Source organism: Mesorhizobium sp. M7A.F.Ca.US.002.01.1.1 (assembly GCF_004022955.1).
GTDB classification, from domain to species: domain Bacteria; phylum Pseudomonadota; class Alphaproteobacteria; order Rhizobiales; family Rhizobiaceae; genus Mesorhizobium; species Mesorhizobium ciceri.
The window spans coordinates 24,720-39,911 of the sequence record NZ_RZQE01000006.1 but is presented as its reverse complement, the minus strand read 5'-3'; the positions used below and the strand labels follow the sequence as shown (position 1 = coordinate 39,911).

Genomic DNA, 15,192 nt, shown 5'->3' with positions numbered 1-15,192 from the left:
CCTCGTTGTTTTCGGCCGCGCCCGGCATTTGTCGCATCCCGCCGATATTTTCCCAAAGCCTACCCAGACTCCATCTATTCAAGGTCCGTCTATGCAAGAAATGAAACTCGCCGAGTTCAAGAACAAGAAACCGCCAGAGCTGATCGCTTATGCCGAATCGCTGGAGGTCGAAAACGCCAGCGTCATGCGCAAGCAGGAGCTGATGTTTGCGATCCTGAAGAAGCTGGCCGCCCAGGAGATCGAGATCATCGGTGATGGCGTGGTCGAGGTGCTGCAGGACGGTTTCGGCTTCCTGCGCTCCGCCAACGCCAATTACCTGCCAGGTCCCGACGATATCTATATTTCACCGTCGCAGATCCGGCGCTTTTCGCTGAAGACCGGCGATACGGTCGAAGGGCCGATCCGCAGCCCGAAAGAGGGCGAGCGCTATTTCGCGCTGCTCAAGGTCAACACCATCAATTTCGACGATCCCGAGAAGATCCGTCACAAGATCCACTTCGACAATCTGACGCCGCTCTATCCGACCAAGCGGCTGAAGATGGAGATCGAGAATGTCACCACCAAGGACATCTCGGCCCGTGTGATCGACCTGGTGGCGCCGATCGGCAAGGGACAGCGCGCCTTGATCAACGCGCAGCCGCGTACCGGCAAGACGGTTCTGATGCAGAACATCGCCCACTCGATCACCGCCAACCACCCGGAATGCTATCTGATCGTGCTGCTGATCGACGAGCGGCCGGAAGAAGTGACCGACATGCAGCGCTCGGTGAAGGGAGAGGTGATCTCCTCGACCTTCGACGAGCCGGCGGTGCGCCACGTGCAGGTCGCCGAAATGGTCATCGAGAAGGCCAAGCGCCTGGTCGAACATGGCCGCGACGTCGTCATCCTGCTCGATTCGATCACCCGTCTCGGCCGCGCCTACAACACCGTCGTGCCGTCATCCGGCAAGGTGCTGACCGGTGGCGTCGACGCCAACGCGCTGCAGCGGCCGAAGCGCTTCTTCGGCGCCGCCCGCAACATCGAGGAAGGCGGTTCGCTGACCATTATCGCCACCGCGCTGATCGATACCGGCAGCCGCATGGACGAAGTCATCTTCGAAGAGTTCAAGGGCACCGGCAACTGCGAAATCCAGCTCGACCGCAAGGTGGCCGACAAGCGCATCTATCCGGCCATGGACATCCTGAAGTCCGGCACCCGCAAGGAAGACCTGCTGGTTTCCAAGCAGGACCTGCAGAAGATCTTCGTGCTGCGCCGCATCCTGGCGCCGATGGGAACCACCGACGCGATCGAGTTCCTGATCGACAAGCTGAAGCAGACCAAGACCAATGCGGATTTCTTCGATTCGATGAACACGTAAGGGGATGGGGTAGCGATCCTTCGCGCCCCCCTCTGCCCTGCCGGGCATCTCCCCCTCTAGGGGGAGATTATGCCCTTGGTCGCTTTCGGCAATTATCAACGCCGTAAGGTGAGCGGAACAGCGAAGCTGCCGATCTCCCCACTTGAGGGGGAGATGGCCGGTAGGCCAGAGGGGGCGTCTCTCGCCGGCGGTTAGCAAAACTATCGCCGTCGCAACAATCGCTCGAGCTCTTCAGCATCCGTCACCGCCGGCAAACAAACCTGCCCTGTACACAACCATGCACCTGCCTTGTCGGTCGGCGGCAGGATTCCACCGGGTAGCAAGGGTCGATTCGCTGCCGTACCGATCGGCACGACGATGTCGATGCGGCGCGGGTCCGGGGTTCGATTCGCAACCGGAACGAGCTTTGGATCTGTGAACTCATCCACCAACACCAGCTTGAGCGGCTCGATTGCCAGCGCGCAGGCATTGACGATGCCGGCCTGGCCATAGGCCTGCTGCGTCGCGCGGCCGGCGGCATGCTCGGCGACGTGCCAGGCTCTCTCCTGCAGCTCGAGATTGCCGGTGACGGAGGCGAGCCTGACCAGCGCCTCGATGATCTGGCCGGTAGCGGAGGGAATGGCTTCGTCGACATCGCCGCGGATGCGGATCGGCACGTCGGTGCTGTCGGAAGCAGTCAGGTAGTAACCTGTCTTCTCGGCGTCGGCGTGCCAATGCTCGAGCTGCCCGACAAACTGGCCGGCCTGGTCGACATAGCTCCAATCCCCGGTGGCCTCGAACAGCGAGATCGCGGCGTTGGTCATAGCGGCATAGTCGCTGGACAAAGCCGGGAACAGTTTTCTGGCGCCGAGCATCGAATGCGGCAGACGGCCGTCGCGGCTGCCAGAGCTGATATAGGCAAAGGCCTTTGCCGCCACATCGATCCAGTCAGGCCGCGCCAGCGCCCGGCCGGCCTCGGCAAGCGCTGCGATCATCTGGCCGTTCCAGTCGATGAGGGTCTTTGCGTCAAGGCCGGGCCTGACCCGCTCTTCCCGGACAGCAAGGAGTTTCGCCTTGCGCGCGCTGATCTCTTCGCGGTGGATCACATATTGCGATTGCTGAGACAGCGTTTGGTGGACGACCGGCTTGCCTTCCCAGCCATGCGGGCTGGAGAGCGTGAAGTGCTTGAAAAACAATGCGGAATCGTCGCCAAGGGCGGCTTCGATCTCGTGGCGGTTCCAGGTGTAGAACAGACCTTCCTCGCCGTCGCTGTCGGCATCGAGACTGGCGGCAAAGGCACCGCCGTCGACGCGCATTTCGCGCAGCAGCCAGCCGATCGTCTCTTCGATTCGCACCCGGAACAATTCATTGCCGCTTGCGGCATAGGCCCAGTTGCAGAAGCGGAGGAGCTGGGCATTGTCGTAGAGCATCTTTTCGAAATGCGGCACCAGCCATTCGGCGTCGGTCGAGTAACGGCTGAGCCCGCCGCCGATGTGGTCGTAGATGCCGCCGCTCAGCATCTGCTCGAGGCTGTTGAGGACGTCGTCGCGATGGGCGGCATTGCCGTCGCGAAGCCAGGACAGCCACAGCGTTTGCATGAACGGTGCGTTGGGAAATTTAGGCGCGCCGCGCAATCCGCCGAGATCACGGTCGATCATGCCGTCGATACCCTTGGCCAATTCCGCCAGCGTGGCGCGGTCGAGCACGGTTCTGGCATGCGAACCGGCGAGCCGCGTCTCGACATGCGTCGTCAGCCCGTCGGCGCTCTGGTTGAGGCTCGCCCGCTTCTCCCGCCACGCCTTGTCGACTGCCTCCATCACCTGGATGAAGCCGGGGCGGCCGTAGCGCGGCTCGCGCGGGAAATAGGTGCCGCCCCAGAACGGCTTGCCGTCCGGGGTCAGGAACATGGTCAGCGGCCAGCCGCCCTGCTCGCCCATCGAGGACAGCGCCGCCATATAGATCTGGTCGATGTCCGGGCGCTCCTCGCGGTCGACCTTGATATTGACGAACAGACGGTTCATGACGGCGGCGACGCCATCGTTTTCGAAGCTTTCATGCGCCATGACATGGCACCAATGGCAGGCGGCATAGCCGACCGAGAGCAGGATCGGCCTATCCAGCGCTTTCGCCTCTTCGAGCGAAGCCGGCGACCAAGCCCGCCAGTGGACGGGATTGCCGCTGTGCTGCTGCAGATAGGGGCTGGCTTCTTCGGCAAGCAGGTTTTGCGCGGGCAGCGTCACTGGGCAAACTCGTATGCGATTGGCTGATAGGCGTGAAGCTAGGGCGGTTCAGTAGAGCGGGCAAATGATTTCAGGCGATTCCATCGTAGCGCTGTCGAGCGGCCGGCTGCCTGCCGGCGTCGCCGTCATCCGAATTTCCGGCCCGCAGACTCGATTCGTGGTCGAAACGATTGCTGGGACTATGGTTAAGGACCGCGCGGCGGTTCTGCGCCGATTCAGGGCGTCTGACGGGACATTGCTCGATACCGGCCTGGTTGTGTTCTTTCCCGGCCCGGCCAGTTTCACCGGCGAGGACGTCGCGGAATTCCACGTTCATGGCGGCCGTGCCGTTGTGGCAAAAATGCTGGAGACGATGACCGGTTTTGGCGGCGTCAGGCACGCGGAACCGGGCGAATTCACGCGTCGCGCCTTTCTGAACGGCAAGGTAGACCTGGTCGAGACCGAGGCGCTGGCGGATCTCGTCAATGCCGAGACGGAGGCGCAGCGGCGCTTCGCGGTCCAAAATGCCGGAGGCGCCCAAAGCGAACTCTATCTCGGCTGGCGCCGCAGGCTGATCCATGCCCGCGCGATGATCGAGGCCGAGATCGATTTCGCCGACGAGGAAGACGTCCCCGGTTCCGTTTCGGATACGGTCTGGTCCGATGTCAGAACGATGATCGACGAGATCGACCGGCACATCGCCGGATTTCGCGCCGCCGAGATCATTCGCGATGGATTCGAGGTCGTCATCCTCGGTGCCCCCAACGCCGGTAAGTCGAGTCTGTTCAACGCTCTGGCGCGGCGCGATGCCGCTATAGTAACGGATGAACCAGGCACGACCCGCGACCTGCTTGAAGTGACACTTGATCTTCAGGGGCTGCGTGTTCGGCTCACGGATACGGCCGGGTTGCGCGATGCGCCGGGGAAGGTCGAAGCGATCGGCATCGACAAGGCGAGGGCCAAGGCGCATGGCGCCGATCTCTTGCTCTTGCTTAGGGATGTCGCCGATCCCAGGGAGATTGGACTGCTGCCGACCGAAGCGCCGATCTTACGTGTCGGCACCAAGCTCGATCTGCTGGAAAGCCGCGCGGCGAGCGACGCGACGGAGGATTACGACCTTGTCATTTCAGTGAAGAACGGGACGGGCGTGGAGGAACTGCTGGCGGAGATCGGTCAGCGGGCGGCGGAGGCAGCCGGCAGCGTCGGCGATGTCCTGCCGTCGCGCCTTCGCCACGTCGAATTGCTTGGCGAGACCAACCGCCATCTGCATCGCGCCACTGACGGCCGGATGAACGAGCAGGAGTTGCGCGCCGAGGAGTTGCGGCTCGCCGCCGATCGCCTCGGCCGAATCGTCGGTGCCATCGACGTCGAGGACATGCTGGACGTGATCTTCTCGCAGTTCTGCATCGGGAAATGACTCACGTGAAACATTGGGTCGCTGCGGCGTGAGCTGCCTTTAGATCGTATGTTGCTTTGCCGCATGCCTTCGTGATTTTCGACGAACCCCGAAGGCGGGGAGGCTTCATCTGGGCCACCACCGCGCTGCGCCGCCTGCATGACTCACGCGAAACGTGTCAGGCGGCCCCGATGACTCACGTGAAACACTGAGCTAACTGGCGGCGCGGCTGTTTCACGTGAAACTTGTCGCGGAGTTTTCTTGACAGCGTCGCTCCGCAGGGACATGTGTCCCTCATTCTTCTGAGTCCAGGACGTTTGGAAATGACCAATCGCTATGATGTGGTTGTGGTGGGCGGCGGCCACGCGGGTTGCGAGGCGGCCAGCGCTGCCGCGCGCGCCGGTGCCAGGACCGCCTTGGTGACGCTGCGTTTCGACACGATCGGCGTGATGTCGTGCAACCCGGCGATCGGCGGGCGCGGCAAGGGCCCCCTGGTGCGCGAGAAGTTTCCGCTGGCTCAACCGCCGCAAAGGCCCTGCGGTGCGCGGCCCGCGTACGCAGGCCGACAGAAAGCTCTATCGCCTTGCCATGCAGGAAGCGATTCGGCAGCAGAACGATCTCGACGTGGTCGAAGGCGAGGTTCTGGACTTCGAGATCGCCGACGGGCAGATCACGGCGGTTCTCCTAGCCGACGGCCGGCGCCTGGTCTGTGGCGCGGTCGTCCTGACGACCGGAACTTTTCTGCGCGGGCTTATCCATATCGGCGAGAAGAAGATCGTCGCCGGCCGCATGAACGAGCAGGCGAGCCTCGGCCTGTCGGCAACGATGGACCGCGCCGGCTTCAAGCTTGGACGGCTGAAGACCGGGACGCCGCCGCGGCTCGATGGCCGGACCATCGACTGGGCGTCGCTGGAAAGCCAGGCGGCGGATGCGGATCCGGTGCCGTTCTCGCTGATGACCGACCGTATCACCACGCCGCAGATCGATTGCGGCATTACGCGGACGACGACCGCGACGCATGAGTTGATACGCGCCAATCTCGGTCGCTCGGCCATGTATTCCGGATCGATCGAAGGCGTTGGGCCGCGCTATTGCCCGTCGATCGAGGACAAGATCGTCAAGTTCGGGGACAGGGACGGGCACCAGATTTTTCTGGAGCCGGAAGGCCTGGACGACGACACCGTCTACCCCAATGGCATTTCGACCTCACTGCCCGAGGATGTGCAGCTCGACATCTTGAAAACCATTCCGGGGCTGGAGCGGGCCGTCATGCTGCAGCCCGGCTATGCCATTGAATATGATCATGTCGATCCGCGCGAACTGCATCAGACGCTGGAGACGAAGCGCGTTAGTGGCCTGTTCCTCGCCGGGCAAATCAACGGCACGACCGGCTATGAAGAAGCGGCCGGGCAAGGCTTGCTTGCCGGCCTCAATGCGGCGCGGCGGGCGGCGGGCAGCGAGCAGATCGTGCTCAGCCGCACCGAGGCCTATATCGGCGTCATGGTCGATGATTTGACCAGCCGGGGCATTGCGGAGCCCTACCGGATGTTCACCTCGCGGGCCGAATTCAGGCTGTCGTTGCGTGCCGACAATGCCGATGAGCGGTTGACGCCGCTGGCGGCCAGGCTGGGCATCGCCTCGGCGCAGCGGATGCAGCGCTACGGGGATGTCATGCAAAGTCTGGATGAGGCTCGGGAGCTGGCGAAGTTGCTCACAATGACGCCCAACGAGGCGGCGCGTCATGGGCTGGAAATCAACCGGGACGGCGTGCGCCGGTCCGGTTATGAATTGCTGTCCTATCCCGACGTCGACTTGGCCCGGTTGGGACGTATCGATTCGCGATTCGCGGCAATCGACGGCAAAACGGCGGAGCGCCTCGAAACAGAGGCGAAATATTCGGTCTATCTCGATCGCCAGAAGACGGATGTCGCGCAGATCCGGCATGAAGAGAGCCGGCTGATCCCCGAGACGGTCGATTTCGCCGGAGTGCCGGGTCTGTCGAACGAGTTGAAGCAGAAGATGCAGGCGCGGCGGCCGCGCTCCATCGCCGATGCCCAGCGCATGGAAGGCATGACGCCGGCGGCGCTGGCGATCATTGTCGCGCATGTCCGTCACGCGGAGAGCGCCCAGCGCCTGCAAAAGGATGTTGCGTGAGTTCTATGACCCTAGCGAGCCTGCAGGACACGGCAGGCCCGGTTTCACGTGAAACATTCGATCGGCTGGTGGCGTTCGAGCAGATGTTCCAGAAGTGGAATCGCAGCATCAATCTGGTGGCGCAATCGACCTCGGGCGACGTCTGGCAGCGTCATATATTGGACAGCGCCCAGCTCGCGCGCATAGAGCCTGCCGCCACACGCTGGGTGGATATCGGCTCGGGCGGCGGATTTCCGGGCCTTGTCATGGCTTTCCTGCTGGCCGAGCGCGACGGCGCCAGCATCGATCTGATTGAAAGCAATCGCAAAAAAGCATCCTTCCTGCAGACCGTCGTCGGGCAGTTCAGCCTGCCGGCGCGGGTGGTGGCGCGCCGCATCGACGACAGTCATGCGCTTGTTTCGACGCCGCAGATCGTCACGGCGCGGGCGCTGGCTCCGCTTTCGACGTTGCTGGACCTGTCGGCGCCCTGGCTGATTTCAGGCGCGCGCGGCCTGTTCCACAAAGGCCGGGATTACCGCACCGAAGTGCAAGAAAGCGTTCACCGATGGTCCTTCGATCTGGTAGAACATCCCAGTGTGACCGACGCTGGCGGCGTCATCCTGGAATTGTCCAACCTGCGACCTGTCTGATCCGTCACTGACAGGCGATTTGGCGCCCAAAATGAATTTCTGGCATAAACCCATGATGAAGAATGGCCCCCGAATCATCACCGTAGCCAACCAGAAAGGCGGCGTCGGCAAGACAACCACCGCCATCAATCTGGCGACCGCGCTGGCCGCGATCGGCGAAAAGGTGCTGATCGTCGATCTCGATCCGCAGGGAAATGCCAGCACCGGTCTCGGCATCGACCGCAAGGATCGGACGGTGTCCTCCTATGACGTGCTGACCGGCGAGCTGGAGCTGGAGGCCGCGGCCATCCCGACGGCGGTGCCCGGCCTGTCGATCGTGCCGTCGACGCTCGACCTGCTCGGCATTGAAATGGAGATCGCCTCCGCGCCCGACCGGGTGCTCAAGTTGCGTAATGCGCTGCGCGCCGCGACCGAGCGCGGCGCACCTTTCGGCTATGTGCTGATCGACTGCCCGCCCTCGCTCAACCTTTTGACTTTGAATTCAATGGCTGCGGCCGATTCTGTTCTTGTGCCGCTGCAATGCGAGTTCTTCGCGCTCGAAGGTCTCAGCCAGTTGCTGGAGACGGTCGAGCAGGTGCGCCGCTCGATCAATCCGGATCTCACCATCCAGGGCATCGTGCTGACCATGTATGACGGCCGCAACAATCTCGCCAACCAGGTGGTGCAGGATGTGCGGGCGCATATGGGCGACAAGGTCTACGAGACCGTCATCCCGCGCAATGTGCGGGTGTCCGAGGCGCCGTCCTACGGCAAGCCGGCGATCCTTTACGATCTGAAATGCTCGGGCAGTCAGGCCTATCTGCAACTGGCGTCGGAAGTGATCCGCCGCGAGCGCAAGTTACGCGCCGCTTGATTAGACTCCCTGCAATTTAAAGAGCCGATTCGATACCGAAACGATCTGCAACCTGGAATAAAGATGAGCGAAGACCTTTCGAGAAAGAGACTGGGGCGTGGGCTGGCGGCGCTGATCGGCGAGATCGATCGCCCAGCTGCGCCTGAAAAACCAGGCATGAGCGCCGACGGCAAGGTGCCGATCGAGTTCCTGACCCCCAATCCGAAGAATCCGCGGCGGCATTTCGGCGACGCCGAGCTGACCGACCTTGCCCAGTCGATCCGCGAACACGGCGTCGTCCAGCCGGTGGTGGCGCGTCCTTCGCCGGCACAGGCCGGCCGTTACGAGATCATCGCCGGCGAGCGGCGCTGGCGGGCGGCGCAGCGCGCCGGGCTTTCCGAGATCCCGGTCATCATCCGCGAGGTCAACGACCGCACCGCGCTCGAGCTGGCGATCATCGAAAACGTCCAGCGCACCGACCTCAATGCGGTCGAGGAAGCACTTGGCTACCAGCAGCTGATCGATGAGCACGGCTACACCCAGGCCGATCTCGGCCAGGTGATCGGCAAAAGCCGCAGCCATGTCGCCAACACGCTCAGGCTCCTGAAGCTGCCGGACGTGATCCGCGACATGCTGGTCGACGGCGCGCTGTCGGCGGGCCATGCCCGTACGCTGGTGACGGCGGAAGATCCGGCCGGCCTTGCCAAGCGTATCGTCGAAGAGGGCCTTTCGGTACGCCAGGCCGAAGCGCTGGCCCAGATACCGGCCGGCACCAGCAGCACCAAGGAAGCCAAGCCGGCGCCAAGTCCGGAGCAAAAGGACGCCGATACGCTGGCGCTGGAAAAGCTGTTGACCGATACGATCGGCATGATTGTGTCAGTGGATCACAAGGGCAAGGGCGGCACTTTGCGGGTTTCATACCGGTCGCTGGAGCAGCTTGATGAGCTGTGCAGAAGGCTGAAGCAGGAGCGTTAGTTAGCCGGCGAAGTATATTGAGACCGGAGATTGCGCATGTGGAAAGGGGCTGGCCGTTTGGCCGGCCTTTTCCTTTTGGGGCGCTGGTGATTGGCGAAATCGGTGACGCCGCGAATCTCCCTCCTTGAGGGGAAATGGCCGGCAGGCCAGAGGGGTCGCCCCACATCAAGCGCCGGGCCCCTGCGGGAACGAAGAAGAGGTCAGCGCCCCACGCGCGGCGGCCCCCTCTGTCGCCTTCGGCGACATCTCCCCCTCGAGGGGGAGATCAGGCTCGCTCCCCAGCCTCGCGCTCTCAACCGCGATCCCAAGCAGCGCCTGCCGCCAGCCCTGCCGCTCGCGGCTTGACAGTGCCAGGCAACGGCGTAACCTATATTAGATATGGCTTAAATTATGGGCCCTAGCGTGCCGGTCAGTCGAGGCGGGGGCTATTTGCCGTTCCTACACAGTCGTGAAATGGCACCGCCCCGCCAATGCGATATGCCGACGCGCCTGACGCAAGTGGGAGGTGCAAATGGCAGTCCGTTGGCAATTGTCCGGAAGTTACTTCGAAAATTGTAGCTGCGATGTCGTATGTCCTTGTCTGCTGTCCACCAACGCGCAGCTGACATCGAAGCCGACGAAAGGTGTTTGCGACGTCGGTTTGGTCTTTCATATCAATACGGGCAACTACGGCGACGTTCGATTGGATGGGCTCAGTGTCGCGATGGTCGCTCACACGCCGGGTCCTATGGCAAACGGCAATTGGACGGCCGCCGCCTATATCGACGAACGGGCCGATGACAGGCAAACAGAGGCGCTAGGTGCCATCTTCACCGGCGCTGCGGGCGGCCCTATGGCGGTGCTGGCACCCATGATTGGCACGAATCTTGGCGCCAAGAAGGTGCCGATAAGCTACCGGATAGACGGCAAGAAGCGGTCGGCGGAGATTGTGGGCGTCATGCAGATGGCGGTCGAGCCGCTGCCGACAATGCGCGAGGACGGGCAGATGTGGGCGGCCACCGGCCATCCTGTCAATCCCGATTGGCTCGCCCTGGCGATGGGGGCGGAAGGCAGTACATTCAGCGATCATGGCATGAGCTGGGACAATTCCCGCCGAAACGGACATTACGCCCCGATCAATTGGTCTGGGCAGCAGTAGCCGTTGGCAGCGTAGCACGGAACGACCTCGTCCATGGCCCCGACGTTGCAGCGATACATCATTCTCGCGCTGCTGATCGCTATCGCTGCGGCGGCGTGGACCCTGCTTGTCTGGCAGCAGATGGCCATGGACGCGGACATGCGCATGGAAATGTACGCACTCACCATGGGTATGAAGGCGCCGCTGTTTCTTGCCATCTGGATGATCATGATGATTGCCATGATGTTTCCGACGGCCGCGCCCATGATCCTGACGTTTCACCAGGTCCAGGCCGGCAAACAGAGCCGGGGCGAGACCTTTGTCTCGAGCTGGGTGTTCGTGGCCGGGTATATGCTGGTTTGGGGCGTGATGGGCTTTATCGCCTTTGCCGGTGCGGCGGGTGCGGAGATGCTTGCCGGGCATGTGGGATTGTCCGCTGCGACGGCCGCGCGTATCGGCGGCGCGCTGCTGATGATTGGGGGCGCCTATCAACTCTCCCTACTGAAAGATCTGTGTCTGGCCAAATGCCGCACGCCGATTGGCTTCATCCTGACCTCATGGCGCGATGGTTATTGGGGTGCGGTTCGCATGGGCCTGGAGCATGGACTTTTTTGCCTGGGCTGCTGCTGGCTTTTGTTTCTCGCCCTCTTTCCTCTCGGGATCATGAACGTCGCCGCAATGGCCGTGGTCACCTTGCTGATCTTTGCGGAAAAGACCCTCCCGTCCGGAGGTGGGATCGCAAAGGTGTCGGGTATCGCTCTGCTTCTTTACGGCGCGGCGGTGCTGGTCTTTCCACAGGCGCTGCCAACCTTCCAGCAGGTGGGCGCCATGACAATGAATTGACCGATGGAGGCAGCGCTCGGCGCCGAGAAGAGGAGGATCGCTCTCCTACCGCTGCGCCAACCTGCTGCTCTCCACCGCAATGCCAAGCAGCGCCTGTCTTGCCAGCGCGACGGAAAGATCCGGCCGCCGCCTGGTCTGCAGCACCGCCGTCTGCAGCCGGGTCAGTGCGCGGCCGAGCGCTTCGGTGCTCCAGCGTTCCAGCGCTTTCTCCACCAGCTTGCGCCTGGAGAAAAACACCGGCGGGCGGGCGGCGGCAACGACCGAGGCGGCGTTGCGGTTGCCGGACTCCATCTGGCCGCGCATGATTTGGATCTGCTGCAACTGCCGCATTGCCGAGGACAGCACCAGGAAAGGCTGGCCGCCGGACTGGCAATGGCGGGTGAAGGCGGTGTCGAAGTCGCCGATCTTGCCTTCGAGAAGCGCGTCGACCGCGTCGTCGAAAGACGCGCCGGAGACATCACCTGACATCGCTTTGACCTCCTCCAGGCCGATCTCGGTCTGGCCATGGGCGTAGAGCACAAGCTTCTCGATCTCACCGCGCGAGGCCAGCCGGTCGCCGCCGAGATTGCGGCGCAGCGCCTGTCTCGCCTCCATGGTCATCGACATGCCGGCCCTGCCCAGTTCGCCGTCGATGACGGTGTCGATGTCGCGGGCTTCATCGGCATAGCAAGGCAGGGCCATGGCATTGTCGGCCGCCTCGACGATGGCGCGCAGGCCGACACCCTTCTTGAGGTCGCCGGCCTCGATGAGAATGATCGCATCGCGCGCGGGTTCGGCCGTCAGCGCCTTGACGTCGTCGGCCAATGCCTTCTGGCCGCTGGCATTGCGCACCCACAGCAGGCGCCGGTCGGAAAACATCGGCACGGTGCGGGCCTCGTCGAGCAGCCGGCCCTCGTCGCGGTCGACCTCCGACCCCTCCAGCCTGACCACCGAGAAGGGATCGTCGAGCGGCAGGCCGGTCTTGCCGGCAAAGGCCTTTGCTCGCTCGGAGACAAGGCCGCGATCGGGGCCGTAAAGCAGGACAATGGAGATCCGCTGGTCCGGCTTCGCGAGCCAGCCATCGACCTCATATGCTTTCTTCTGTGCCATGGCGGGCTGGTTAGCATGATGTGGGGGCGGCATCCAGCTTGGGCGAACCGTCGACCCCCACTCCCTCGAGCTTCGCTCGACACCTCTCCCCCGATCGACGGGGGAGAGGAAGGGCGCGAGTTCGTCGACCAATCACCTTATCTGCCGGCAAACCTCGCCCAACCTTCTCTCTAATTGCGCGCCACCGCCCAACATCGACAAGAAATTTCGCGGACATATCTTCATCTTGGGTGCGGGAGGCTGGATCGGCCGGCGCGGCCGGGACCGACGTCCGCAGGCTACCCGACAAATTCGCACTGGCGGCGCAGATATGCAAATATCTGTTCCAGGCAACATTGGAGGACAAAGGTCATGGCCGATGCTGGGATGTTGCGGTTTCATGTTCCGGAACCGGAAGTGCGGCCGGGCGGAACGCCTGACTTTTCCAACGTGCCGATCCCCAAGGCCGGCTCGGTGCCGCGCCCGGAGATCGATGTCGATCCGCGCACCATCCGCGATCATGCCTTCTCGATCATCCGCGTGCTGAACCGCACGGGCGAGGCCGTCGGCCCGTGGGCCGGCCTGCTGTCCAGCGACGAGCTTCTCACCGGCCTGCGCCACATGATGACGCTGCGGACCTTCGATGCGCGCATGCAGATGGCGCAGCGGCAGGGCAAGACCTCGTTCTACATGCAGCATCTGGGCGAAGAGGCTGTGGCTTGCGCCTTCCGCAAGGCACTGGCGCCGGGCGACATGAACTTTCCGACCTATCGCCAGGCCGGGCTGCTGATTGCCGATGGCTACCCGATGGTCACGATGATGAACCAGATCTATTCCAACGAAGCCGACCCGCTGAAGGGCCGGCAATTGCCGGTCATGTATTCGTCGAAGGAGCACGGCTTCTTCTCGATCTCCGGCAATCTGGCGACGCAGTACATCCAGGCGGTCGGCTGGGCGATGGCCTCGGCGATATCGAACGATTCGCGCATCGCAGCCGCGTGGATCGGCGACGGCTCGACGGCCGAGTCCGATTTCCACTCGGCGCTGGTGTTCGCCTCCACCTACAAGGCGCCGGTCGTGCTCAATGTCGTCAACAACCAGTGGGCGATCTCGACCTTTCAAGGCATCGCGCGCGGCGGTTCGGGCACGTTCGCGGCGAGGGGCCTCGGCTTCGGCATCCCGTCGCTGCGCGTCGACGGCAACGACTACCTCGCCGTCCACGCCGTGGCCAAATGGGCGGCGGAGCGGGCGCGCAGCAATCTCGGGCCGACGCTGGTCGAATATGTCACCTACCGTGCCGGCGCACATTCGAGCTCGGACGACCCGTCCGCCTACCGGCCGAAGACTGAATCCGACGCTTGGCCGCTCGGCGACCCGATCGTGCGGCTGAAGAACCATCTCATCGCGCTCGGTGTCTGGTCGGACGAGCGTCACGCGCAGGCCGAGGCGGAAATCCTCGACACGGTTATCGCGGCGCAGAAGGAAGCCGAAGGCCACGGCACGCTGCATGCCGGCGGCAAGCCGTCGACGCGCGACATGTTCGAAGGGCTCTACGCCGAAATGCCGCCGCATCTCAGACGCCAGCGCCAACAGGCGGGAGTCTGAGCCATGCCGAGACGGACCATGATCGAGGCCATTCGCGATGCCATGGATGTGTCGATGGGGCGCGACGAGAAAGTCGTCGTGTTCGGCGAGGACGTCGGCTTCTTCGGTGGCGTCTTCCGCTGCACGCAGGGCTTGCAGGCCAAATACGGCAAGAGCCGCTGCTTCGATGCGCCGATCAACGAATCCGGCATTGTCGGCTCGGCCATCGGCATGGCCGCCTATGGCTTGAAGCCGTGCGTGGAAATTCAGTTTGCCGACTACATGTACCCGGCCTACGACCAGCTGACCCAGGAAGCGGCACGGCTGCGCTACCGCTCCAACGGCGATTTCACCTGCCCGATCGTGGTGCGCATGCCGACCGGCGGCGGCATTTTTGGCGGCCAGACGCACAGCCAGAGCCCTGAGGCGCTGTTCACCCATGTGTCGGGGCTGAAGACGGTGGTACCGTCCAACCCGCACGACGCCAAGGGGCTTTTGATCGCGGCGATCGAGGATCCGGATCCGGTGATCTTCCTCGAGCCGAAGCGGCTCTACAACGGTCCGTTCGATGGTCATCACGACCGGCCGGTGACACCCTGGTCGAAGCATGAGCTGGGCGAGGTGGCCGACGGCCACTACACGGTGCCGCTCGGCAAGGCGGCGATCCGCAGGGCAGGCTCGGCCCTCACCGTGCTCGCCTACGGCACCATGGTCTATGTCGCGCAGGCGGCTGTCGAAGAAACAGGCATCGATGCCGAGATCATCGACCTCAGGACCCTGCTGCCGCTCGATCTCGATACGATCGTCGCCTCGGTGAAAAAGACCGGGCGCTGCGTCATCGTGCATGAGGCGACGCTGACCTCGGGCTTCGGCGCCGAGCTGTCGGCGCTGGTGCAGGAAAACTGTTTCTATCACCTCGAAGCGCCGGTTGCTCGCGTTGCCGGCTGGGACACGCCCTATCCGCATGCGCAGGAGTGGGATTATTTTCCCGGTCCCGCCCGCGTTGGCCGTGCCTTGCTTGAAACCATGGGAGCCTGAG

Annotated in this window: 11 protein-coding genes and 1 pseudogene; 10 read left to right on the top strand and 2 right to left on the bottom strand. The window is 63.2% G+C overall.

Annotated features, from left to right (window positions below; genetic code table 11):
* Nucleotides 1-91: 91 nt before the first annotated feature.
* A complete protein-coding gene (gene rho, locus EN932_RS01890) occupies nucleotides 92-1,357 on the top strand; it encodes a transcription termination factor Rho (RefSeq protein ID WP_013528732.1) in 1,266 nt (421 codons plus the stop codon).
* Between the two features lie 200 nt (nucleotides 1,358-1,557).
* On the opposite strand, the gene EN932_RS01880 is transcribed toward rho, so the two are convergent.
* Nucleotides 1,558-3,576, bottom strand: a complete 2,019-nt coding sequence (locus EN932_RS01880) for a thioredoxin domain-containing protein (protein WP_127368867.1) — start codon at nucleotides 3,574-3,576, stop codon at nucleotides 1,558-1,560.
* A gap of 64 nt (nucleotides 3,577-3,640) precedes the next feature.
* On the opposite strand from EN932_RS01880, the gene mnmE reads away from it, so the two are divergent.
* The 7 genes and pseudogenes from mnmE to EN932_RS01845 all read left to right on the top strand — a co-directional run bounded on the left by mnmE (nucleotide 3,641) and on the right by EN932_RS01845 (nucleotide 11,501).
* On the top strand, nucleotides 3,641-4,972 hold the full coding sequence (gene mnmE, locus EN932_RS01875) for a tRNA uridine-5-carboxymethylaminomethyl(34) synthesis GTPase MnmE (protein ID WP_127368866.1): 1,332 nt from the start codon (nucleotides 3,641-3,643) through the stop codon (nucleotides 4,970-4,972).
* Between the two features lie 302 nt (nucleotides 4,973-5,274).
* Nucleotides 5,275-7,105, top strand: a pseudogene (mnmG, locus tag EN932_RS01870) (tRNA uridine-5-carboxymethylaminomethyl(34) synthesis enzyme MnmG).
* Entirely contained in the window at nucleotides 7,102-7,734 is a 633-nt protein-coding gene (gene rsmG, locus EN932_RS01865) for a 16S rRNA (guanine(527)-N(7))-methyltransferase RsmG (protein ID WP_024504087.1), read from the top strand. The pseudogene mnmG and the gene rsmG overlap by 4 nt, the downstream one beginning before the upstream one ends.
* Nucleotides 7,735-7,786: 52 nt before the next feature.
* Complete coding sequence (locus tag EN932_RS01860; RefSeq protein ID WP_013528736.1) at nucleotides 7,787-8,587, top strand: ParA family protein; 801 nt, start codon at nucleotides 7,787-7,789, stop codon at nucleotides 8,585-8,587.
* Nucleotides 8,588-8,650: 63 nt separating this feature from the next.
* Complete coding sequence (locus tag EN932_RS01855; RefSeq protein WP_013528737.1) at nucleotides 8,651-9,541, top strand: ParB/RepB/Spo0J family partition protein; 891 nt, start codon at nucleotides 8,651-8,653, stop codon at nucleotides 9,539-9,541.
* A gap of 511 nt (nucleotides 9,542-10,052) precedes the next feature.
* The gene (locus EN932_RS01850) at nucleotides 10,053-10,679 is read left to right on the top strand and encodes a DUF1326 domain-containing protein (RefSeq protein ID WP_127369069.1); all 627 of its coding nucleotides are present in this window, start codon (nucleotides 10,053-10,055) and stop codon (nucleotides 10,677-10,679) included.
* 33 nt (nucleotides 10,680-10,712) lie between these two features.
* The gene (locus EN932_RS01845; RefSeq protein ID WP_127369068.1) at nucleotides 10,713-11,501 is read left to right on the top strand and encodes a DUF2182 domain-containing protein; all 789 of its coding nucleotides are present in this window, start codon (nucleotides 10,713-10,715) and stop codon (nucleotides 11,499-11,501) included.
* A gap of 45 nt (nucleotides 11,502-11,546) precedes the next feature.
* On the opposite strand, the gene holA is transcribed toward EN932_RS01845, so the two are convergent.
* Entirely contained in the window at nucleotides 11,547-12,590 is a 1,044-nt protein-coding gene (holA, locus tag EN932_RS01840; RefSeq protein ID WP_013528740.1) for a DNA polymerase III subunit delta, read from the bottom strand.
* A 351-nt stretch (nucleotides 12,591-12,941) separates the two neighbouring features.
* Between holA and EN932_RS01835 the strand changes: the two genes are divergently transcribed.
* A complete protein-coding gene (locus EN932_RS01835) occupies nucleotides 12,942-14,174 on the top strand; it encodes a 3-methyl-2-oxobutanoate dehydrogenase (2-methylpropanoyl-transferring) subunit alpha (protein WP_013528741.1) in 1,233 nt (410 codons plus the stop codon).
* 3 nt (nucleotides 14,175-14,177) lie between these two features.
* Complete coding sequence (locus EN932_RS01830) at nucleotides 14,178-15,191, top strand: alpha-ketoacid dehydrogenase subunit beta (RefSeq protein ID WP_013528742.1); 1,014 nt, start codon at nucleotides 14,178-14,180, stop codon at nucleotides 15,189-15,191.
* The last annotated feature ends 1 nt before the right edge of the window (nucleotide 15,192 follow it).